Genomic DNA, 20,599 nt, shown 5'->3' on the forward strand with positions numbered 1-20,599 from the left:
GGTCACCACAGCACTTTCTGGAAACACCCCATGCCCAACATCCTCCTGGTCGAAGACGACTCCGCGCTCTCCGAACTGATTGCCAGCTACCTGGAACGCAACGGCTATTGCGTCAGCGTGATCAGCCGTGGCGATCATGTGCGCGAACGGGCGCGGCTCAATCCTCCGGACCTGGTGATTCTCGATCTGATGCTGCCGGGGCTCGACGGTTTGCAGGTTTGCCGCTTGCTGCGAGCCGATTCGGCGACTTTGCCGATCCTGATGCTCACCGCCCGCGATGACAGCCACGATCAGGTGCTGGGCCTGGAAATGGGCGCCGACGACTACGTCACCAAACCTTGCGAACCACGCGTCTTGCTGGCCCGGGTGCGCACCTTGCTGCGCCGCAGCAGCCTCAGCGAACCGATGACCGCCAACGACCGCATTCTCATGGGCAATCTGTGCATCGACCTGTCTGAGCGCACCGTGACCTGGCGCGAGCAACTGGTCGAGCTGTCCAGCGGTGAATACAACTTGCTGGTGGTGCTGGCCCGGCATGCCGGCGAAGTACTGAGCCGCGACCAGATTCTGCAACGCTTGCGCGGTATCGAATTCAACGGCACCGACCGCTCGGTGGACGTCGCGATCTCCAAGTTGCGGCGTAAGTTCGACGACCATGCTGGCGAAGCGCGCAAGATCAAGACCGTGTGGGGCAAGGGCTACCTGTTCAGCCGCTCAGAGTGGGAATGCTGAGTCGATGTTCAGAATCCTGTTTCGCCTCTATCTGGTGACTATCGTCTCGTTCAGCGCGGCGATCTACCTGGTGCCGGACCTGGTGATCCAGGTTTTCCATGAGCGCTTCGTGACCTACAACCTCGACTATTCCCGAGGTTTGCAAACGCTGATCGTCAAGCAGTTTCGCGCGGTGCCTATTGAGCAGTGGCCGGTGTTGGCAGACGAAATGGACAAGGAATTCCAGCCGCTGGACATTGTGCTGGCCCGTAACGATGACGCCGAATTTACTCTGGATGAACGTGCGCGCTTGCAGCGCGGGGAAAACGTCGTGCGCATCGGCGATTGGGGCTGGCGCACCTTGGCCGTGGCGCCGTTGAACGAGCAACTGGTCGTGAAGATGGTCGTGCCGCCGGACCCGACGGACGTCAGTTGGTTGTACTGGAGCATCAACGTGCTGATCGGCGCGACCATGCTCGCCTGTCTGTTGCTGTGGTTGCGCCCGCACTGGCGCGACCTGGAACGCCTCAAAGGCACCGCCGAACGCTTCGGCAAGGGCCACTTGAGCGAGCGCACGCAGATTTCCCCCAGCTCCAACATCGGTAGCCTGGCCCACGTGTTCGACACCATGGCTGGCGACATCGAAAACCTGCTCAACCAGCAACGCGATCTGCTCAACGCCGTGTCCCACGAACTGCGCACGCCACTGACGCGGCTGGACTTCGGCCTGGCCCTGGCGCTGTCCGATGACTTGCCGCCCACCAGCCGTGAACGTCTGCAAGGCCTGGTCGCGCACATTCGTGAACTGGATGAGCTGGTGCTGGAATTGCTGTCTTACAGCCGTTTGCAAAACCCGGGGCAGCTGTCGGAACAGGTCGATGTGTCGCTGGATGAGTTCATCGACAGCATTTTGGGCAGCGTCGATGAAGAACTTGAGTCACCGCAAATCGTCATCGATGTGCTGCTTAACGGCCAGCTCGAACGCTTCTCACTGGACCCGCGCTTGACCGCCCGGGCGATCCAGAACCTGCTGCGCAACGCCATGCGGTACTGCGAAAAACGGATTCAGATCGGCGTGCAGGTGTGTTCCAAGGGCTGTGAAATCTGGGTGGATGACGATGGCATCGGCATACCGGAAGAAGAGCGGGAGCGGATTTTCGAGCCGTTTTATCGGCTGGACCGCAGCCGGGATCGCGCCACTGGCGGGTTTGGTCTGGGCCTGGCAATCAGCCGCCGGGCGCTGGAAGCACAGAGCGGCACACTCACCGCGCAAGCTTCGCCGCTGGGGGGGGCGCGGTTCCGACTCTGGTTGCCGACTCCGGTCTGAATCTTTCACCGTCCCTGTGGCGAGGGAGCTTGCTCCCGCTGGGTCGCGAAGCGGCCCCGAAATCTGACACCGCGGGCTTCAGACAGGGCGCGGGCTTCTGTTTTGCGACTGCTTCGCAGCCGAACGGGAGCAAGGAGTCTTTGCCCATGGAGCGATGCATTATCGTTCAGCCGAGTATTTCGGTTGATGGAATCAACCCGACCCCAGCCACCTGCATCCGGTCAACTGCCGCCGCCAGCGATCCATCCAGATCAATCGCCCGACACGCATCCATCACCACAAACGCATTGAACCCCGCTGCCCGCGCATCCAGCGCAGAAAACATCACGCAGAAATCCAGTGCCAGCCCGACCATGTAAACCGTGTCGATGCCGCGTTCTTTCAGATACCCGGCCAAGCCTGTGGTCGTGGTTCGATCCGCCTCCAGAAACGCCGAATAGCTGTCGATGTCCGGATTGCAGCCCTTGCGGATGATCAGTTGGGCGTGGGGCAGGTCCAGTTCCGCATGGAACTCGGCGCCGGGTGTGGCCCGTACGCAATGCTCAGGCCAAAGCGTTTGCTCGCCGTAAGGCAACTGAATCACGTCGTAGGGTTTGCAGCCCGGGTGGCTGGAAGCGAACGAGGCATGGCCGGGCGGATGCCAGTCCTGGGCAATGATGACCTGCTTGAACTGGCGCCCGAGCTGGTTGATCAAGGGCACGATCAGGTCACCCTCCGGCACCGGCAGTTGACCACCGGGAATGAAGTCGTTCTGTACGTCGATAACCAGCAGGGCTGCTCGTGAAGAGATTGGCATGGGCGGGTTCCTCCTTGGAAAGTCAGGTGCAAGCATAGTGACAAGTTTGCTGGAGCGCTAAGTCGGGTTCAATGACTGCGTTTGTGGCGGTGAAGGGCAGTTGGATCGGCGGTGTGGCCTTCGCGGGCAGCTTCGCTCCTACGGGTGTTATGTATCCGACACCATTCCCCTGTAGGAGCGAGGCTTGCCCGCGAAGAGGCCCGTCCAGACACCACTAAACCCGGAACAGTCCCGCATTTGGCCGAACCGCTGCCTTACTGTCGGCACTAATGCCTTGTTATAGTTCGGGCCTCATTTCTGCCCCGGTAAAGGATCACTGCCATGTCTCAATACACCGCCTTCAGCGTCGAACTGGCCGATAACATCGCCCATGTGCAGATCAATCGCCCGGAAAAGATCAATTCGATGAACGCCGCGTTCTGGAGCGAGATCATCGAGATTTTCCAGTGGATCGACGATACCGATGAAGTGCGGGTGGTGGTGCTCAGTGGTGCCGGCAAGCATTTTTCTTCCGGGATCGATCTGATGATGATGGCCGGTATGCTCAATGAGTTGGGCAAGGACGTCAGCCGCAATGCACGGCTGCTACGACGAACGATCCTCACGCTGCAAGCGTCCTTCAATGCCGTCGACAACTGCCGCAAACCGGTGCTGGCGGCGATTCAGGGTTATTGCCTGGGCGGCGCCATCGACCTGATTTCAGCCTGCGACATGCGTTATGCCGCCGAGGATGCGCAATTTTCCATCAAGGAAATCGACATCGGCATGGCAGCCGATGTAGGCACTTTGCAACGCTTGCCACGGATAATCGGTGACGGCATGCTGCGTGAACTGGCTTACACTGGTCGCACCTTTGGCGCCGACGAAGCGCGCAACATTGGCCTGGTCAATCGCGTCTACAGCGATACCACCAGCCTGCTTGACGGCGTGATGGGCATTGCCCGCGAGATCGCCAGCAAGTCGCCGATCGCTATCACCGGCACCAAAGAGATGATCAGCTACATGCGCGACCATCGCATCGACGACGGCCTCGAATACGTCGCCACCTGGAACGCCGCCATGCTGCAATCCACCGATCTGCGCGTGGCCATGGCCGCCCATATGAGCAAACAGAAACCCGAATTTCTGGATTGATTAACCATGATTTCACGCTGGACCACCGCAGTACTGGACACCGATCAACCCGGCGGTTGGGCCGTGGCGCGCAGCCCTGAAGGCTTTTTGTTCGATGACAATGGCGCGCTGTTTCCACGGGAATGGCTCAAGCGTCAGGACCTGTCAATTCTCGCCGAGCATGGCATCGGCCACCTGGATGGCGAACCGGTCTACCTGCTGGAGCTGCGCAGTCACAGCGAAGTACCGGGTTGCAACTGGAAAGGCCTGCGAGCGTTCATGCTTGAGGGCGATCACACCGTCTACAAGGTTCTCGGCTACGCCGCGCAAATCGGTACCTGGGCCCGTGAACATCGTTTTTGTGGCAATTGCGGGCAGGTGATGAGCCAGGTGCCGCGTGAGCGGGCGATGTACTGTGAGCCGTGTGATATACGCCACTATCCGCGCATTTCACCGAGCATGATCGTGCTGGTGACCCGTGGCGACGAGGTTCTGCTGGCTCGTTCGCCGCGTTTTGTCGCCGGGGTCTACAGTACGTTGGCGGGGTTTGCCGAGCCGGGTGAGTCGGCCGAGGACTGCCTGATTCGCGAGGTCCGCGAAGAGGTGCAGATCGAGGTCAAGAACATCCAGTACATGGGCAGTCAATGCTGGCCGTTCCCGCATTCGATGATGCTCGGTTTTCACGCCGAGTACGCCGGTGGCGAGATTGTCTGTCAGGAAGATGAGATCGAAGACGCCCAGTGGTTCAACGTGCACGAGCTGCCGCCGTTGCCGGCGTCACGCTCGATTGCCCGTTACCTCATCGATGTCTATGTGGCGCGGCGCTTAGGCCACGCTGAACCAGTGCTGCCAGGCTAACCGGACGGTCAAGCCGAGCACCACGGTGATGAACACCGGGCGAATGAATTTCGCACCGCCGCTGATGGCGGTGCGCGCGCCGAAGAAGGCGCCGACCATCACCGACAGGCCCATGCTCAGGCCGATGATCCAGTCCACCTGCCCGGAAAATATGAACACCGACAGCGCTGCGATGTTGCTGACGAAGTTCATGCTGCGCGCCACGCCGCTGGCCTTGACCAGGTCGATGGGGTAGAGCAGCAGGCTGCTGACGGTCCAGAACGCACCCGTTCCCGGGCCGGCCACGCCGTCGTAGAAACCAAGACTGAAGCCCTGGCTCGATTGCCACTTCTTCTTGATCGGTGCGTCGCTGTCCAGCGGCGCCTTTGGTGTGCCGCCGAACAACAGGTACAGACCGCAGGCGAAAACGATCACTGGCAGCATCTTGTTCAGCCATTCCGCTGGCAGGTAATGAGCGACCACGGCACCGGTGAGTGCGCCCACCAGCGTGCCGACGATCGCGTGCGTCCATTGTCGAGGATGGAACAGCTTGCGCCGGTAGAAAGTGAAACTGGCGGTGGCCGAGCCGAAGGTCGAACTGAGCTTGTTGGTGCCCAGCACCAGGTGCGGCGGCAGGCCGGCGGTCAGCAGCGCCGGGGTGGTCAACAGACCGCCACCGCCAGCGATGGCGTCGATGAAACCGGCGATGAAAGCGACGAGAGCCAGAACGGCCAGAGTAGTGAGGTCAACGCTGAGTTCGAAAGGCATGAAATGGGCTTATTCGGCAGGGCGCAGAAGATGGGCTGCGGGGAAGGCCGGTATCTTACCCATATCCAATCTCTGCGGCGACCGGTCTGGCCCTTTCGCGGGCAAGCCTCGCTCCTACAGAATTGGTGTAATCGCAATTATCCCTAACGATGAAAAACCGTAGGAGCGAGGCTTGCCCGCGATGACGGTGTCACATTCAACGAAAATGTTGTCTGTGACATCGCCATCGCGGGCAAGCCAACTCCCTGGGAACTCGGTGAAGTTATAGGCCTAGGTCGGACAAGCCCGGGTGATCATCCGGTCGGCGGCCCAGCGGCCAGTGGAACTTGCGTTCGCTTTCCTTGATCGGCATGTCGTTGATGCAGGCGTAACGGTTGAACATCAAGCCGTTCTCGTCGAACTCCCAGTTCTCGTTACCGTAGGAGCGGAACCAGTTACCCGAATCGTCATGCCATTCGTAGGCATAACGCACAGCGATACGGTTGTCGCCATGGGCCCAGAGTTCCTTGATCAGCCGGTAGTCCAGTTCCTTGGCCCATTTACGGGCCAGAAAATTTTTGGCTTCTTCGCGGTTGTGAGCGAACTCGGCGCGGTTACGCCATTGGGTGTCCAGGGTGTAGGCCAGGGACACCCGTTCCGGGTCGCGGGAGTTCCAGCCATCTTCGGCCAGGCGAACTTTTTCGATGGCCGATTCACGGGTAAACGGCGGCAATGGCGGACGAACTTCGGCAGTAGACATATTAAGTCTCCCTATCAAATTAACGTTCTAGCAAGTTGTCGGGCTTATTAAAGAGTGTTACAGGTCCAATAACTTTCGCGCCATGCATTGCGCATTATCGGCGGCACTGTGATCACCCAACACAAGCGCTACGGTAATGGCACCGTCGATCAGGATCAGCAGCTGTTTGGCCAGCGTCTCCGGGTCTGTTGCGCCATGTTCGGTACAGAGCTCGCACACGTAGTCGAGCAGTTTCTGTTTGTGGTCTTTGGCGACCAGGCGAACCGGGTCTTGCGCATCGCCGGTTTCGCCGCTGGTGTTAATGAATGCGCAACCGCGAAAGCCTTCGGAGTCGAACCAGGTCCTGAGCACGGTAAACAGGTTGAGCAGGCGCTCGGCCGGGGTTTGTGCCTTGCCGACTTCCGTTCGGTACCAATGCATCCAGCGCACATCACGGCGTTGCAGGGCCGCGACGGTAAGCTCCTCCTTGTTGGCGAAGTAGCGGTAAATACTTTTTCTGGAAACGCCGGCGGTTTTCACCAGAAGATCCATGCCGGTGGCCGCGATGCCACTTTTGTAGATCAACTTTTCGGTGACATCCAGAATGATGTCGCGTGTGTCGTTGCTAGTGATTTCGTTCATGTGGCTAACAGTAGAATGATCGTTCTCCTTGGTCAAGAAGTTATTTGTGGCGGCTGTGAGATTGTCTTCGCGGGCAAGCCTCGCTCCTACAGGGGAATGCAATCAACCGTAGGAGCGAGGCTTGCTCGCGAAGAGGCCATTACAGACAGTAACAAGACCCAAACCCATCCATGGTGTAAGCTCTCGGGTTCTTCGGATTCGACCTTTTGCGAGCCCTATGCCGTCGCTTTTCAAACGCTCTCTGCTGCCTAAACTGCGCAGTTTTCCGCTGACCGCCGATGCCGTCACCATCCTCTCTGGCGCCGCCGAGTTCCGTCGTTGCCTGCTGGAACAAATCGCTCAGGCAACCCGGCGCATCTATATCGTTGCGCTGTACCTGCAACAGGATGAGGCCGGGCAGGAAATCCTCGATGCCCTGCACGCCGCCAAACTGGCGCGCCCGGAACTGGACGTGGTGGTGGTCGTGGATTGGCTGCGCGCCCAGCGCGGTTTGATCGGTGCCGGCAAGCAGCCGGGCAACGCGGCCTGGTATCAGGAAACGACCCGCACCCACGAAAGCGTGGTACCGGTGTACGGCGTGCCGGTGCAGACTCGCGAGCTGTTCGGCGTGCTGCATTTGAAGGGCTTCGTGATCGACGATTGCGTGCTCTACAGCGGCGCGAGCCTGAACAATGTTTACCTGCATAAATTCGACAAGTACCGCTTCGACCGTTATCACCTGCTGCAGAATCACGCGCTGGCCGACTCGATGCAGCACCTGATTCAGCACGGTCTGATCGCCTCCAAAGCGGTGCATCGCCTCGACCTGCCGAACCTGCCGACCACCCGCAGCCTGCGTAACGACATCGGTGACCTGCGCAGCCGTCTCAAGCACGCGGCGTACGACACCACGGCGGGCAGCACGGCGAAGGGCGGTTTATCCGTCAGCCCCTTGCTCGGTGTGGGCAAGAACAACCCGTTGAGTCGGGTGATCTGTGAGCTGATCGCCAGCGCCCAGCATCAGCTGACCATCTGCACGCCGTACTTCAACCTGCCGCTGGCGGTGACCCGGGAAATCAACCGGGCGCTGGCGCGGGGGGTGAAGATCGACATCATCGTCGGCGACAAAACCGCCAACGATTTCTATATTCCGCCGAGCGAGCCGTTCAAGGTGATCGCGGCGCTGCCATACCTTTACGAAATCAGCCTGCGACGCTTCGCCAAGCGCCATCAGCGCAGCATCGACAGTGGCAAGCTGAACCTGCATTTGTGGAAGGATGGCGACAACACCTATCACCTGAAGGGCATGTGGATCGATCAGCGCTATACCTTGCTGACCGGCAACAACCTCAATCCACGGGCGTTTCGTCTCGATCTGGAAAACGCGTTGCTGATTGATGATCCGAAAGGTGAATTGCTGGAGCCGCGTGGCAATGAGCTGGCGGAGATTTTCCAGCACACCCGCCGCATCGAGCGGTATCAGGATCTGGAAACGCTGCCGGATTACCCGGCGGGGGTTGCCAAGTTTCTCAAGCGAGTGAGTCGGGTACGGATCGAGCGGTTGTTGTATCGGATTTTGTGAGGTTCAACCCGGCGTCGAAGGTGTGTCGCCGGTGATAATGCCTTCGCGAGCAAGCCCGCTCCCACAGTGAGCCATGTGTCGGTCACACAATCGTGCATCGACTCAAATCCACTGTGGGAGCGGGCTTGCTCGCGAAAGCGGTGTGTCAGGCGACATCAATGTTGACTGTTATGGCCCCTTCGCGAGCAAGCCCGCTCCCACAGGGATTTAGGCTGCCCACAGGGATCTGCGCCTGGCTGTGGTGGCTGCGCTAATATGCTCACCACTCAAACAAGAACAAGGCTCGCCTCGGTCAATGTCGGAAAAAGACACCATCTCCATTCAACTGGTGCGTGAAGCGCTGTTGCAAAGTTGCGCCCCGGGCGCTGCCACCGCGGAGGTGTTGAACAAGGTCGGCATCGATCCTGTGCTGCTGGAAACCACCGACGCCCGTGTTCCGGCCACCGCCTATGCGCGGTTGTGGCGCTTGCTGGCTCGGCGCGGGGACGATGAGTTTTTTGGCATGGACCCGCGCAAGCTCAAGTCCGGCAGTCTGGAGTTCCTGTGTCGCTGCTCGATGGTTCAGCCAAGCCTGGCCGCCGGGCTGACCTCGGGGCTGAGCTTTCTGTCATTGATGCTCGAACGCCTGCCCGCGCAACTGGTTCGCCAGCAAAGCCTGGCGGAAATCGTACTGCTGGAGGACGACGAAGACCCGCGCCGCGCCTTCACCTATTTCACTTACTGGATGATCGTGCATGGCGTTGCCTGCTGGCTGGCGGGGCGGCGGATACCGATCCTGGCCATCGAGTTGCGTTGCCCGGCGCCGGATTTTTGCGATGACTACCGGGTGATGTTCTCCGAGAACCTGCGGTTCGACCGGCCGCGCACGCGGATGATTTTCTCGGCTGACTGCCTGGATTTGCCGATCAAGCGCAGCCCCGAAGAACTGAAGCGATTCCTCGCCCATGCGCCGGCGAACATTCTGGTCAAGTACCGCGATCCCGAGAGCCTGGCCAGTCGGATCAAACACGATCTGCGGCAACTGCCCGCCGAACACTGGCCGGAAACCGAGGCGCTGGCGCAGCAACTGTGCATGTCGGCCTCGACCCTGCGTAGGCGCCTGGCTGAAGAGGGCCAGACGTATCAGGGGCTCAAGGACAGTGTGCGCAAGGAACTGGCGATCGTCTGGCTGGCCGAGCCTGCCATCAGCTTCGCCGAAATCGCTACCCGTTTGGGGTTTGCCGATACCAGCTCGTTCTACAAGGCGTTTCGCAAGTGGTCGGGGTCTAATCCGGGGCATTATCGGAGTTTGATTCTTAACGAGGCGAGCTGATCCGGATTTTGTGTTGATTGGTCTGGCGCCTTCGCGAGCAAGCCCGCTCCCACAGTGGAATTGTGTCTGCCCACCTATTTGCAACCCACACAAAACTTATGTGGGAGCGGGCTTGCCCGCGAAGGCGTCCGCCCAGGCGACGCATTCCTTGAACCTTGGCCAAACCAGTCACACAACTTGATAGCTTTGACCATTGTCCCGCTCCCCGCGCAGAGCGAATATTTCCCTGTTATTTACGGTTCCCCCAACCTAATAAAAAGACACAGGGATTCTGGCAATGCGCGATTACTTGTCTGCCACGTCACAGTTCAATTATCAGCACACCGTCGATGCCGCGCTCACAGGGTCGTTGAGCGCGCTCAACGCCTGCGTCGAGTGTTGCGACCGGCATGCCTTGCCGGGGCGCATCGCGCTGTTCTGGGAAGGTCGCGACGGCGCCAGCGCGACCTACACCTTCAGCGACTTGCAGGACAAAGCCGCGCGCTTCGCCAATTTCCTGCTGGCCCAGGGTGTTAAGAAGGGCGATAAAGTCGCCGGCCTCCTGCCACGCAACATCGAATTACTGATCACCGTGTTCGCCACTTGGCGCATCGGCGCGGTCTATCAACCGCTGTTTACCGCCTTCGGCCCGAAAGCCATCGAACATCGCCTCAACAGCTCCGGCGCCGCAGTCGTAGTAACCGACGCCGTCAATCGCCCGAAACTGGCTGAAGTGGCCGACTGCCCAACCATCGTCACCGTCGGCGGCCCGAAAGGCCAAGGTATTGTTCGGGGTGATTTCAGTTTCTGGGCCGAACTGGCCAACTACTCCAGCGTCTGCGAACCGGTATTACTGACCGGCGAAGACCCGTTCCTGCTGATGTTCACCTCGGGCACCACCGGCCCGTCGAAAGCGCTGTCGGTGCCGCTCAAGGCGATCGTCGCGTTCCAGAGCTACACCCGTGACGCGGTGGACTTGCGCCCCGAAGACGCATTCTGGAACGTCGCCGATCCGGGGTGGGCCTACGGCATCTATTTCGGCGTCACCGGGCCGATGGCGATGGGGCACCCGATCACCTTTTACGATGGCCCGTTCACCCTCGAAAGCACCTGTCGGGTGATCAACAAATACGGGATCACCAACCTCACTGGTTCGCCGACTGCCTATCGCTTGCTGATTGCCGGTGGCGATGAATTCTCCCGCTCGATCAAGGGCAAGCTGCGCATCGTCAGCAGCGCCGGCGAGCCGCTGAACCCGGAAGTGATCCGCTGGTTCGCCGATAATCTCGGCGTGGTGATTCATGACCATTACGGCCAGACCGAACTGGGCATGGTGTTGTGCAATCACCACGGTCTCGATCATCCGGTACACGTCGGCGCTGCCGGTTTCGCCTCGCCGGGCCACCGCATCGTGGTGCTCGACGACGAATACAAAGAACTGGGCGTCGGCCAGCCCGGCATTCTGGCCATCGACCGCACCCAGTCGCCGATGTGCTGGTTCGGCGGTTACGAAGGTGCGCCGACCAAGGCGTTCGTCGGCAACTATTACCTGAGTGGCGACACCGTTGAGTGGAACCCGGACGGCAGCATCAGCTTCGTCGGTCGCAGCGACGACGTGATCACCACCTCCGGCTACCGCGTCGGCCCGTTCGACGTCGAAAGCGCGTTGGTCGAACACCCGGCAGTGGTCGAAGCGGCGGTGATCGGCAAGCCCGATCCGGAACGTACCGAGCTGGTGAAAGCCTTCGTCGTGCTCAGCCCGCAATACCGTGCCGAACCTGCACTCGCCGAAGAGTTGCGCCAACACGTGCGCAAGCGTCTGGCGGCGCACGCGTACCCCCGTGAAATCGAATTTGTCAGCGAATTGCCGAAAACCCCAAGCGGCAAACTGCAGCGCTTTATCTTGCGCAACCAGGAAATCGCCAAGGCTCAAGAGGCCGCCGCGAAGAACGTTTCAGCTTGAATCCAAGGAAACAATGATGCAGATCGAAAACAAGGTTTTTCTCGTCACCGGCGGTGCATCCGGCCTCGGTGCCGCCACCGCTGAAATGCTGATCGCTGCCGGCGCCAAGGTGATGCTGGTGGACATGAACGCCGAAGCCGTCGCGGCCCAGGCTGCACGTCTGGGCGCACAAAGCGTGGTGGCGGACATCAGCAATGAAACGGCGGCGCAAGCGGCGGTGCAGGCGACGGTCAAAGCGTTTGGCGGCCTCAATGGGCTGGTCAATTGCGCTGGCATCGTCCGTGGCGAGAAGATCCTCGGCAAGAACGGTCCTCATGCGCTGGACAGTTTTAGCCAGGTGATCAACGTTAACCTGATCGGCAGCTTCAACATGCTGCGTCTGGCGGCCGCGGCGATTGCCGAAACCGAAGCTGACGAAGACGGTGAGCGTGGCGTGATCATCAACACCGCGTCGGCCGCGGCCTTCGACGGCCAGATCGGTCAGGCCGCGTATTCGGCTTCGAAAGGTGCGATCGTCAGCCTGACTTTGCCCGCCGCCCGTGAACTGGCGCGCTTCGGCATCCGCGTGATGACCATCGCCCCGGGCATTTTCGAAACGCCGATGATGGCCGGCATGACCCCGGAAGTGCGCGAATCCTTGGCCGCTGGCGTGCCGTTCCCGCCGCGTCTGGGCAAGCCGGGCGAGTACGCCGCGCTGGTCAGGCATATCATAGAAAACAGCATGCTCAACGGCGAGGTGATCCGTCTCGACGGTGCCTTGCGCATGGCCGCCAAATAAGGAGGATTAGACATGACACTTTCCAACGATCCGATTGTTATTGTCAGTGCCGTCCGCACCCCGATGGGCGGTTTCCAGGGCGAACTGAAGAGCCTGACCGCACCGCAGCTGGGCGCCGCAGCGATTCGTGCTGCCGTCGAACGCGCCGGTGTCGCTCCTGAATCCGTAGAAGAAGTGCTGTTCGGCTGCGTGCTCTCCGCCGGCCTCGGCCAGGCCCCGGCGCGGCAAGCGGCACTGGGCGCCGGACTGGATAAATCGACCCGTTGCACAACACTGAACAAGATGTGCGGTTCGGGCATGGAGGCCACGATCCTGGCCCACGACATGCTGATCGCCGGCAGTGCCGATGTGGTCGTCGCCGGGGGCATGGAAAGCATGTCCAACGCGCCATTTCTGCTGGACCGCGCCCGTAGCGGTTACCGCATGGGCCACGGCCGGGTGCTCGATCACATGTTCCTCGATGGCCTGGAGGATGCCTACGACAAGGGCCGCCTGATGGGCACCTTTGCCGAGGATTGCGCTGAAACCAACGGCTTTACCCGTGAAGCTCAGGACGCCTTTGCCATCGCTTCGACCACCCGCGCGCAACAGGCGATCAAGGACGGCAGCTTCAACGCCGAGATCGTGCCGCTCACCGTGACCGTCGGCAAAGAGCAGGTGCTGATCAGCCATGACGAACAGCCGCCGAAAGCCAAACTGGACAAGATCGCCTCGCTGAAACCGGCGTTCCGTGACGGTGGCACCGTGACTGCGGCGAACTCCAGTTCGATCTCCGACGGCGCGGCGGCACTGGTGTTGATGCGCCGTTCCGAAGCAGAAAAGCAAGGCCTGAAACCGCTGGCGGTGATTCATGGTCACGCTGCATTTGCCGACACGCCGGGGCTGTTCCCGGTGGCACCGGTGGGCGCGATCAAGAAGCTGATGAAGAAAACCGGCTGGTCCCTGGACGAAGTCGAGTTGTTCGAAGTCAACGAAGCGTTTGCGGTGGTGAGTCTGGTGACCATGACCAAACTGGAAATTCCCCACGAGAAGATCAACGTTCACGGCGGTGCTTGCGCCCTGGGTCACCCGATTGGTGCGTCCGGCGCGCGGATCCTCGTGACCTTGCTCTCGGCCTTGCGCCAGAGAGGTCTGAAACGCGGCGTTGCAGCGATCTGCATCGGCGGCGGCGAAGCCACGGCCATGGCTGTGGAATGTCTGTACTGAAACTGACGCTATCCCATTGTGGGAGCGGGCTTGCTCGCGAAGAGGCCGGGTCAATCGACATCAATGTTGAATGACACACCGCTTTCGCGAGTAAGCCCGCTCCCACAGGTTCAGCGTTTCAACCAGGCATTTTGTGCGTTAGGCTCATTTTTAAGGACTTGGCATGATTCCCAATGACGAACAACTTCAGATCAGCGACGCGGCCCGGCAGTTTGCCCAGGAACGGCTGAAACCGTTCGCCGCCGAATGGGACCGCGAACATCGCTTTCCCAAGGAAGCCATTGGCGAGATGGCCGACCTTGGCTTCTTCGGCATGCTGGTGCCGGAGCAGTGGGGTGGTTGTGACACCGGTTACCTGGCCTACGCCATGGCGCTGGAAGAAATTGCTGCGGGCGATGGCGCCTGCTCGACCATCATGAGCGTACACAACTCGGTAGGTTGCGTGCCGATCCTCAAGTTCGGCAACGACGATCAGAAAGAACGCTTCCTCAAGCCGCTGGCCAGCGGCGCGATGCTCGGTGCGTTTGCCCTGACCGAACCGCAAGCCGGCTCCGACGCCAGCAGCCTGAAAACCCGCGCCCGGCTCGACGGCGATCACTACGTGCTCAACGGCTGCAAGCAGTTCATCACCTCCGGGCAGAACGCCGGGGTGGTGATCGTGTTTGCGGTGACTGATCCGAGTGCCGGCAAGCGTGGGATCACAGCGCTGATCGTGCCGACCGATTCGCCGGGTTATAAAGTCGCGCGAGTCGAAGACAAACTCGGTCAGCATGCCTCCGACACCTGCCAGATCCTCTTCGAGGATGTGAAAGTCCCGGTGGCCAATCGACTGGGCGAGGAGGGCGAAGGCTACAAGATCGCCCTGGCCAACCTCGAAGGCGGCCGTGTCGGCATCGCCTCGCAATCGGTGGGCATGGCCCGCGCCGCGTTCGAAGCAGCCCGCGACTACGCTCGTGAACGCGAGAGCTTCGGCAAGCCGATCATCGAACATCAGGCAGTGGCGTTCCGGCTGGCGGACATGGCGACCCAGATCGCCGTGGCCCGGCAGATGGTGCATTACGCGGCGGCGTTGCGCGACAGCGGCAAACCGGCGCTGGTCGAAGCGTCCATGGCCAAGCTGTTCGCTTCGGAAATGGCCGAGAAGGTCTGCTCCTCAGCGTTGCAAACCCTTGGCGGTTACGGTTACCTGAACGACTTCCCGCTGGAGCGGATCTACCGCGACGTGCGGGTGTGCCAGATCTATGAAGGCACCAGCGATATTCAGCGCATGGTCATTTCGCGCAATCTTTGAGAAGGAATCCACCGATGAACTACGAAACGATTTTGCTGGAAACCCACGGCCGCGTCGGCCTGATCACCCTCAACCGTCCGCAAGCCTTGAACGCGTTGAATGCGCAAATTGTCAGCGAACTGAACCATGCCCTTGATGGCCTGGAAGCCGATTCGAACATCGGTTGCATCGTGCTGACCGGCTCGAAAAAAGCCTTCGCCGCCGGCGCCGACATCAAGGAAATGGCTGAGCTGACGTATCCGCAGATCTACCTCGATGACTTGTTCAGCGACAGCGATCGCGTGGCCAACCGCCGCAAGCCGATCATCGCCGCGGTCAATGGTTTCGCCTTGGGCGGTGGTTGTGAACTGGCGTTGATGTGCGACTTCATTCTGGCGGGCGACAACGCCAAATTCGGTCAACCGGAAATCAACCTCGGCGTGTTGCCGGGCATGGGCGGCACCCAGCGTCTGACCCGCGCCGTGGGTAAGGCCAAGGCCATGGAAATGTGCCTGAGCGGGCGTTTGATCGATGCCGTAGAAGCAGAGCGTTGCGGCATTGTTGCGCGGATCGTGCCGGCCGATGAGCTACTGGAAGAGGCGTTGAAAGTCGCGGCGCTGATTGCCAAGAAGTCGCTGCCGATTGCGATGATGGTCAAGGAAAGCGTTAACCGGGCGTTTGAAGTCAGCCTGTCGGAAGGCGTGCGTTTTGAGCGTCGGGTGTTCCATGCGGCGTTTGCGACGCAGGATCAGAAGGAAGGGATGGCGGCGTTTATTGCCAAGCGTGAGGCGGAGTTCCAGGGTAAGTGATGTAGCGCTCTCACGGACGCCTTCGCGAGCAAGCCCGCTCCCACATTTGATCCAGGGTGTTCACAAATGCTGTGTACACCGCAGGACTAATGTGGGAGCGGGCTTGCTCGCGAAGCTTTTAGGGCTTCAAACCAGATAGTGCTTGAGCTCCCGGGCAATCACCATCCGCTGTATCTCGCTCGACCCTTCATAAATCTGCGTGATCCGCGCATCCCGGTAGTAGCGCTCCACCGGGTAATCTTCCAGATACCCATACCCGCCATGAATCTGTATCGCCGACGAGCAGACCTTCTCGGCCATTTCCGAGGCAAACAGCTTGGCCTGTGAAGCCTCCGACAGACACGGCTTGCCGGCACTGCGCAACCGTGCGGCGTGCAGGATCAGCAAGCGTGCGGCGTTCAGTCGGGTGTGCATGTCGGCCAGCATATTGGCGATGCTTTGGTGCTCGATGATCGGCTTGTCGAACTGCACCCGATCCCGCGCGTAAGCCAGCGCTGCTTCGAACGCTGCCCGGGCGATGCCCAAGGCTTGCGCGGCGATGCCGATGCGGCCGCCTTCGAGGTTGGAGAGGGCGATGGCCAAGCCTTTGCCGCGTTCGCCCAGCAGGTTGGCCTCGGGAACGGTGCAATTGTTCAGGGTCACGGCGCAGGTGTCGGAAGCGCGGATGCCCATCTTGTGTTCACTGCGGTCGACGATGAAACCCGCGGTTTCGGTCGGCACCAGGAACGCCGAGATGCCGCGCTTGCCCAGCTCCGGATCGGTCACGGCAAACACGATCGCCAGTTTCGCCCGTTTGCCGTTGCTGACGAATTGCTTGGCGCCATTGATCACCCACTGGCCGTCGCGCAGTTCGGCGCGGGTGCGCAGGTTATGCGCTTCGGAACCGGCCTGGGGTTCGGTGAGGCAGAAGCAACCGATAGCCTGGCCGCTGGCGAGGTCCGGCAACCATTGCTGTTTCTGTTCTTCGGTACCGTAGTTGAGCACGGGCCCGCAGCCCACGGAGTTGTGGATGCTCATCAGCGCACCGGTGGCGCCGTCACCGGCGGAAATCTCTTCCACCGCCAAGGCGTAGGCGACGTAGTCGACATAAGTGCCGCCCCATTCCTCGGGCACCACCATGCCCAGCAGACCCAGTTCACCCATCTTCGCCACCAGACCGTCATCGATCCAGCCGGCCTTTTCCCAGGCTTGTGCGTGGGGCGCGATTTCGCCGCGGGCAAAATCCCGGGCCATGTCGCGGATCATCACTTGCTCTTCGCTCAATTCGATATCGTGCATGGCTCAGCTCCCGCTGTGGTCGAACCCGGTGAAAAAACTCGCCACGTGCCCGGCGTCCAGTGCCTGCAGAGTCGGCGGATTCCAGCGCGGGTTCTTGTCTTTGTCGATCAGCAAGGCGCGCACGCCTTCGATCAGGTCGCCGCGTTCGAACCACTGGCGATCCAGGTGCAGTTCGAGGGCGAAGCACTGTTCCAGGCTCAGGTGCCGACCGCGCCGCAGCATTTCCAGGGTCACGCCCATGGCCAGCGGTGAACGGCTTTCCAGCAGGTCGGCGGTGGCCGTGGCCCACTCGTGGCTGTCGGCGACGGTCACTTCACGCAGTTGTTCCACCATACTCGGCACATCGGGCAGGGCGAAGAAGTGATCGATGGCCGGCCGCAACGCCGCCAGGGGCGCTACCGGCAGTTGCTGCACGGCGAGTTTCGCCAGCACGCCTTGCAGGTCCTTGAGCGGCGTGTCGTGCCATTGGAGGTGATCGAGTTGCTCGTCCAGCGCGCCCAGGCTGGCGCTTTCCAGGTACCAGTCGGCCAGGCCGCAATAGAGCGCATCGGCGGCACGAATCTGCACGCCGCTGACCCCGAGATAAATGCCCAGCTCACCGGGGATGCGCGGCAGGAAGTAACTGCCGCCAACGTCCGGGAAATAACCGATAGCCACTTCGGGCATCGCCAGACGGCTGCGCTCGGTGACCACCCGCAAATCGGCGCCTTGCACCAGCCCCATGCCACCGCCCAGCACAAAGCCGTCCATCAAGGCCAGGACCGGTTTGCGATAGTGATGGATGGCGAGGTCGAGGGCGTATTCCTCGACGAAGAAGTCTTCGTGCAGGGTGTCGCCACTTTTGAAACTGTCGTACAGCGAGCGAATATCGCCGCCGGCACAGAACGCTTTCTCACCAGCGCCGCGCAACACCACCGCGTGCACCTGCGGATCCTGTGCCCAGGCATCGAGCTGCTGTTGCAGGCTGCGAACCATGTCCAGGGTAATGGCGTTGAGGCCGGCGGGGCGATTGAGGGTCAGGTGACCGATGTGATTGCGAACCTCGGCCAACACTTCGTTTTGCGTGGCATCCATGGGCTGTGTTGTCGGGGATGAAACCTGAGCAGTCATCACTAACTCCCTGCTTTTATTGTTCTTTCTAGAGAAGCTCGCGCGCGAGCGATGCTGGATCGTATCAGTGCAAATTTGTGATGTACAACCGGGATACGTGCAGGTGCTGTTTGCATTTTTACCTTAGGGCAACTTCCAAGGATCGCAACCTTTGGCAGCAATCGGCGGCGAGTCTGTCAGTCAAGATGCGGAACCTGTGGGAGCGGGCTTGCTCGCGAAGACGGCGGCACAGTCAATATTGATGCAGCCTGACACACCGCTTTCGCGAGCAAGCCCGCTCCCACAGGGATTGCACTTGACTGACTGGCATCGGGGTAAGCCTGCTCACCACAAAAGCCTTTTTCCTCAGGCTCTGCTGCTCAGCACTTCACCGATGCTACGCCGCTTGGCATGTAGCTCACTGGCATGGATCAACTGCTCGAGGTCTTCAGGGGTGACGTCGTAGAAGGCCTCCATGTCGGCGAGGGCCAGTTTCAGATCCGCGGCAGTGATCGCCTGGCTGTCGGGGACGGGCATCATCGGCGCCGGTTCAGCGGGACGCTTGGGGTACCGAATGCGCGTCAGATTGTTGTACGCCAATGCGCTGAGCAGCATCGTCGAGGCACTGAGCATCACCGGGCCGAGGGCTTTCCACTCCAGGGCGATGGTCGCCGGGTCTGCCACCACCATAAGCAACGCCAACGCACCAGCCGGTGGGTGCAAGCAACGCAACCAACACATCAGAATCAGCGCCATGCCCGCCGCCAGGCAAGCGCTGCCGAGGGTGCGTCCGAGTACATGAGCGACCAGCAGCGAGACCACTCCCGCACAGAGGTAACCGCCAAGAATCGACCACGGCTGGGCAAGCGCGCCCGACGACACGGCGAACAACAGCACCGCCGAGGCGCCCAGTGGCCCGATCAGATGCAGCGCCACTTGCATGCCGAATACCTGACTGCAGAGCCAGACGCTGAACATCGTGCCCAGCGACATGCCGATGGCTGCGCGGCTCCATTCTGAAGGGCGAGTATTGATGGCAGCTGGTAACCAGCGAGCGAACATGAGGCAGCGGTCCGTATAAAAATCCAGGCAAAAAAAAGGCTTAGCTGGGATACCCAGAAAGCCCTTGAAGTAGTTCCAACTATTGGGGGAGGAACGGCGCACAGTGTGCCGTTCATTCCTTATGCTGACAAATTCATATTAATGCTGCTTCAGTGCATTATTTCTGCAGTATTGCCACGCGCCGACCGCTCATGAAGCACAGCAAACCGCCCATCGCCGTCAACGCACTCAGTGCATAAAACATGGTGGGCGCGGGCGTGTGCAGCAGCAGATAGCCACAGATCACCGGGCTTAGCGCACCACCGAGTGCCGCGAGATTCTGCGCGCCGTAGTAGCTGCCGCGCAGCTCTTCCGGGGCCAGGGTGTCGACGAACAGAAATTCGGCCGGGTAGATGATCATTTCGCCAAGCGTGAAAATGAACATCGCCACGCACCAGCTCACGAGACTGTCAGCCAGGCTGAAACCGATCAAACCGAGGATGAACAGGCTGGTGCCGCCAGCAATCCAGTAACGCAGTTGTTCGCGCTTGAGGAACCGCCCGATCTGGTATTGCAGCAGGATCACGCTGATGGCGTTGCAGGCGAGCAGGGCGGCCATGGTTTCCAGGGCGCGTTTGGTGTCTTGGGTGACTAGCAGGTATTGCGACAAATACAGGGTGAAACGACCATGCACCACGGTGCTGAGCAGGCAGCCGCCAGTGAACATGATCAGTGTGCGGTCGTTCTTCAGGGTGATCAGGGTTTTGAGGAAACTCTGGGGCTGGCCGATGGCGGGTGTCTGGGCCGGGTCTTTGGGAATCCCGCTCATCAGGAAAATACTGAAGAATGCGATGCCGCCAGCGATCAGGAATGGAGCTGTTGGCTGCACCCCGGCGATCACCACGCCGAGCATCGGGCCGGTGGCGTAGCCGATATTGGTCAGGGTGTAGCGCAGTGAAAAAGCCTTGGCGCGCTGGCCCACGGGCAGGTTTTCGCTGAGGATCGCCTTGGACCCGATCAGGAACAGCGCCGAGGCAGTTTCGGTGATCACCAGGGTGGCGGTGGTCAGGTAGAGGTTTTCGGCGAAGGTCAGCAGCACGAAACCGATGGCGCTGGAGAGCATGGTCAGAATCAGCAGCCGACGTTTTTCGAGGCGGTCGATGATGTAACCGCCGTAAAGCGCGAGCAGGGTGGCGATGAACACCGCGATGCCCAGCAACAGGCCGACGTCCTGTTGGTTGAGGCCGAGTTTGTTGCTCAGAAACAGGGTGAGCAACGGGCTGGTAATGGCGCGGCTGACGACGATGGTCAGCGAAACGATCATCAAGCGGCGGATAACGAGGGAGTAAGTGGCCACGGTGGGGCAAATGTCCTTATTTTAGATTTCGTAGTGTTCGCCGG

Annotated in this window: 19 protein-coding genes; 11 read left to right on the forward strand and 8 right to left on the reverse strand. The window is 60.5% G+C overall.

Annotated features, from left to right (window positions below):
* Positions 1–30: 30 nt before the first annotated feature.
* Positions 31–732: a response regulator transcription factor gene (locus ACIPLA_RS00150; RefSeq protein WP_007900125.1), complete on the forward strand. Its 702-nt coding sequence runs from the start codon at positions 31–33 to the stop codon at positions 730–732.
* 4 nt (positions 733–736) lie between these two features.
* Complete coding sequence (locus ACIPLA_RS00155) at positions 737–2,038, forward strand: ATP-binding protein (protein WP_401170427.1); 1,302 nt, start codon at positions 737–739, stop codon at positions 2,036–2,038.
* Positions 2,039–2,204: 166 nt separating this feature from the next.
* Here ACIPLA_RS00155 and pncA read toward each other — a convergent pair whose 3' ends face one another.
* Positions 2,205–2,834, reverse strand: coding sequence for a bifunctional nicotinamidase/pyrazinamidase (gene pncA / locus ACIPLA_RS00160; RefSeq protein WP_401170430.1), 630 nt, complete (start codon positions 2,832–2,834; stop codon positions 2,205–2,207).
* 321 nt (positions 2,835–3,155) lie between these two features.
* Here pncA and ACIPLA_RS00165 point away from each other — a divergent pair, with 321 nt between their 5' ends.
* Together ACIPLA_RS00165 and nudC are read left to right on the forward strand one after the other, a co-directional pair.
* On the forward strand, positions 3,156–3,968 hold the full coding sequence (locus ACIPLA_RS00165; protein WP_218394803.1) for a crotonase/enoyl-CoA hydratase family protein: 813 nt from the start codon (positions 3,156–3,158) through the stop codon (positions 3,966–3,968).
* 6 nt (positions 3,969–3,974) lie between these two features.
* Complete coding sequence (gene nudC, locus ACIPLA_RS00170) at positions 3,975–4,805, forward strand: NAD(+) diphosphatase (RefSeq protein ID WP_123497031.1); 831 nt, start codon at positions 3,975–3,977, stop codon at positions 4,803–4,805.
* Here the strand turns inward: nudC and ACIPLA_RS00175 are convergent.
* The 3 genes from ACIPLA_RS00175 to ACIPLA_RS00185 form a co-directional block, all read right to left on the reverse strand.
* Positions 4,773–5,552, reverse strand: coding sequence for a TSUP family transporter (locus ACIPLA_RS00175; protein WP_038983228.1), 780 nt, complete (start codon positions 5,550–5,552; stop codon positions 4,773–4,775). The two genes, nudC and ACIPLA_RS00175, sit on opposite strands and share 33 nt — an antisense overlap.
* A gap of 262 nt (positions 5,553–5,814) precedes the next feature.
* Positions 5,815–6,291: a nuclear transport factor 2 family protein gene (locus ACIPLA_RS00180; protein WP_218394804.1), complete on the reverse strand. Its 477-nt coding sequence runs from the start codon at positions 6,289–6,291 to the stop codon at positions 5,815–5,817.
* Between the two features lie 57 nt (positions 6,292–6,348).
* Complete coding sequence (locus tag ACIPLA_RS00185) at positions 6,349–6,912, reverse strand: TetR/AcrR family transcriptional regulator (RefSeq protein WP_401170435.1); 564 nt, start codon at positions 6,910–6,912, stop codon at positions 6,349–6,351.
* A 217-nt stretch (positions 6,913–7,129) separates the two neighbouring features.
* Between ACIPLA_RS00185 and pssA the strand changes: the two genes are divergently transcribed.
* From pssA to ACIPLA_RS00220, 7 genes are all read left to right on the forward strand, one after another.
* Positions 7,130–8,473: a CDP-diacylglycerol--serine O-phosphatidyltransferase gene (gene pssA, locus ACIPLA_RS00190; RefSeq protein WP_218394805.1), complete on the forward strand. Its 1,344-nt coding sequence runs from the start codon at positions 7,130–7,132 to the stop codon at positions 8,471–8,473.
* Between the two features lie 295 nt (positions 8,474–8,768).
* A complete protein-coding gene (locus ACIPLA_RS00195) occupies positions 8,769–9,785 on the forward strand; it encodes an AraC family transcriptional regulator (RefSeq protein ID WP_401170438.1) in 1,017 nt (338 codons plus the stop codon).
* Positions 9,786–10,062: 277 nt separating this feature from the next.
* Positions 10,063–11,727, forward strand: a complete 1,665-nt coding sequence (locus tag ACIPLA_RS00200) for an AMP-binding protein (RefSeq protein WP_218394807.1) — start codon at positions 10,063–10,065, stop codon at positions 11,725–11,727.
* Positions 11,728–11,743: 16 nt separating this feature from the next.
* Positions 11,744–12,505 carry an SDR family NAD(P)-dependent oxidoreductase gene (locus tag ACIPLA_RS00205; RefSeq protein ID WP_192342985.1) on the forward strand — a complete coding sequence of 254 codons (762 nt, stop codon included), beginning with the start codon at positions 11,744–11,746 and terminating at the stop codon, positions 12,503–12,505.
* Positions 12,506–12,517: 12 nt separating this feature from the next.
* Positions 12,518–13,711: an acetyl-CoA C-acyltransferase gene (locus ACIPLA_RS00210; RefSeq protein ID WP_401170443.1), complete on the forward strand. Its 1,194-nt coding sequence runs from the start codon at positions 12,518–12,520 to the stop codon at positions 13,709–13,711.
* A 163-nt stretch (positions 13,712–13,874) separates the two neighbouring features.
* Positions 13,875–15,002 (forward strand): acyl-CoA dehydrogenase, encoded by a 1,128-nt coding sequence (locus ACIPLA_RS00215; RefSeq protein ID WP_007900180.1) that lies wholly within the window; start codon positions 13,875–13,877, stop codon positions 15,000–15,002.
* Positions 15,003–15,016: 14 nt separating this feature from the next.
* Positions 15,017–15,790, forward strand: coding sequence for an enoyl-CoA hydratase (locus tag ACIPLA_RS00220; protein WP_218394809.1), 774 nt, complete (start codon positions 15,017–15,019; stop codon positions 15,788–15,790).
* A gap of 126 nt (positions 15,791–15,916) precedes the next feature.
* Here the strand turns inward: ACIPLA_RS00220 and ACIPLA_RS00225 are convergent, their stop codons facing one another.
* The 4 genes from ACIPLA_RS00225 to ACIPLA_RS00240 all read right to left on the reverse strand — a co-directional run bounded on the left by ACIPLA_RS00225 (position 15,917) and on the right by ACIPLA_RS00240 (position 20,555).
* Positions 15,917–17,068 carry an acyl-CoA dehydrogenase family protein gene (locus ACIPLA_RS00225; RefSeq protein ID WP_063343595.1) on the reverse strand — a complete coding sequence of 384 codons (1,152 nt, stop codon included), beginning with the start codon at positions 17,066–17,068 and terminating at the stop codon, positions 15,917–15,919.
* A gap of 3 nt (positions 17,069–17,071) precedes the next feature.
* Positions 17,072–18,178 (reverse strand): enoyl-CoA hydratase/isomerase family protein, encoded by a 1,107-nt coding sequence (locus ACIPLA_RS00230; protein ID WP_401170448.1) that lies wholly within the window; start codon positions 18,176–18,178, stop codon positions 17,072–17,074.
* A gap of 345 nt (positions 18,179–18,523) precedes the next feature.
* Positions 18,524–19,219 carry an HPP family protein gene (locus tag ACIPLA_RS00235; RefSeq protein WP_218394812.1) on the reverse strand — a complete coding sequence of 232 codons (696 nt, stop codon included), beginning with the start codon at positions 19,217–19,219 and terminating at the stop codon, positions 18,524–18,526.
* Positions 19,220–19,376: 157 nt separating this feature from the next.
* Positions 19,377–20,555: an MFS transporter gene (locus tag ACIPLA_RS00240; protein WP_401170452.1), complete on the reverse strand. Its 1,179-nt coding sequence runs from the start codon at positions 20,553–20,555 to the stop codon at positions 19,377–19,379.
* Between the last annotated feature and the right edge of the window lie 44 nt (positions 20,556–20,599).

It is taken from the genome of Pseudomonas sp. NPDC086112 (assembly GCF_044746425.1).
Taxonomy (GTDB): domain Bacteria; phylum Pseudomonadota; class Gammaproteobacteria; order Pseudomonadales; family Pseudomonadaceae; genus Aquipseudomonas.

Excerpts from the sequence above, each read along its gene's own strand:
- ACIPLA_RS00220 (WP_218394809.1), top strand. The coding sequence starts at position 15,017 with ATGAACTACGAAACGATTTTGCTGGAAACCCACGGCCGCGTCGGCCTG.
- ACIPLA_RS00235 (WP_218394812.1), bottom strand. The coding sequence starts at position 19,219 with ATGTTCGCTCGCTGGTTACCAGCTGCCATCAATACTCGCCCTTCAGAA.
- ACIPLA_RS00205 (WP_192342985.1), top strand. The coding sequence starts at position 11,744 with ATGCAGATCGAAAACAAGGTTTTTCTCGTCACCGGCGGTGCATCCGGC.
- pssA (WP_218394805.1), top strand. The coding sequence starts at position 7,130 with ATGCCGTCGCTTTTCAAACGCTCTCTGCTGCCTAAACTGCGCAGTTTT.
- ACIPLA_RS00215 (WP_007900180.1), top strand. The coding sequence starts at position 13,875 with ATGATTCCCAATGACGAACAACTTCAGATCAGCGACGCGGCCCGGCAG.
- ACIPLA_RS00180 (WP_218394804.1), bottom strand. The coding sequence starts at position 6,291 with ATGTCTACTGCCGAAGTTCGTCCGCCATTGCCGCCGTTTACCCGTGAA.
- ACIPLA_RS00195 (WP_401170438.1), top strand. The coding sequence starts at position 8,769 with ATGTCGGAAAAAGACACCATCTCCATTCAACTGGTGCGTGAAGCGCTG.
- ACIPLA_RS00225 (WP_063343595.1), bottom strand. The coding sequence starts at position 17,068 with ATGCACGATATCGAATTGAGCGAAGAGCAAGTGATGATCCGCGACATG.
- nudC (WP_123497031.1), top strand. The coding sequence starts at position 3,975 with ATGATTTCACGCTGGACCACCGCAGTACTGGACACCGATCAACCCGGC.
- ACIPLA_RS00155 (WP_401170427.1), top strand. The coding sequence starts at position 737 with ATGTTCAGAATCCTGTTTCGCCTCTATCTGGTGACTATCGTCTCGTTC.
- ACIPLA_RS00165 (WP_218394803.1), top strand. The coding sequence starts at position 3,156 with ATGTCTCAATACACCGCCTTCAGCGTCGAACTGGCCGATAACATCGCC.
- ACIPLA_RS00175 (WP_038983228.1), bottom strand. The coding sequence starts at position 5,552 with ATGCCTTTCGAACTCAGCGTTGACCTCACTACTCTGGCCGTTCTGGCT.
- ACIPLA_RS00210 (WP_401170443.1), top strand. The coding sequence starts at position 12,518 with ATGACACTTTCCAACGATCCGATTGTTATTGTCAGTGCCGTCCGCACC.
- ACIPLA_RS00200 (WP_218394807.1), top strand. The coding sequence starts at position 10,063 with ATGCGCGATTACTTGTCTGCCACGTCACAGTTCAATTATCAGCACACC.
- ACIPLA_RS00150 (WP_007900125.1), top strand. The coding sequence starts at position 31 with ATGCCCAACATCCTCCTGGTCGAAGACGACTCCGCGCTCTCCGAACTG.
- ACIPLA_RS00230 (WP_401170448.1), bottom strand. The coding sequence starts at position 18,178 with ATGACTGCTCAGGTTTCATCCCCGACAACACAGCCCATGGATGCCACG.
- pncA (WP_401170430.1), bottom strand. The coding sequence starts at position 2,834 with ATGCCAATCTCTTCACGAGCAGCCCTGCTGGTTATCGACGTACAGAAC.
- ACIPLA_RS00185 (WP_401170435.1), bottom strand. The coding sequence starts at position 6,912 with ATGAACGAAATCACTAGCAACGACACACGCGACATCATTCTGGATGTC.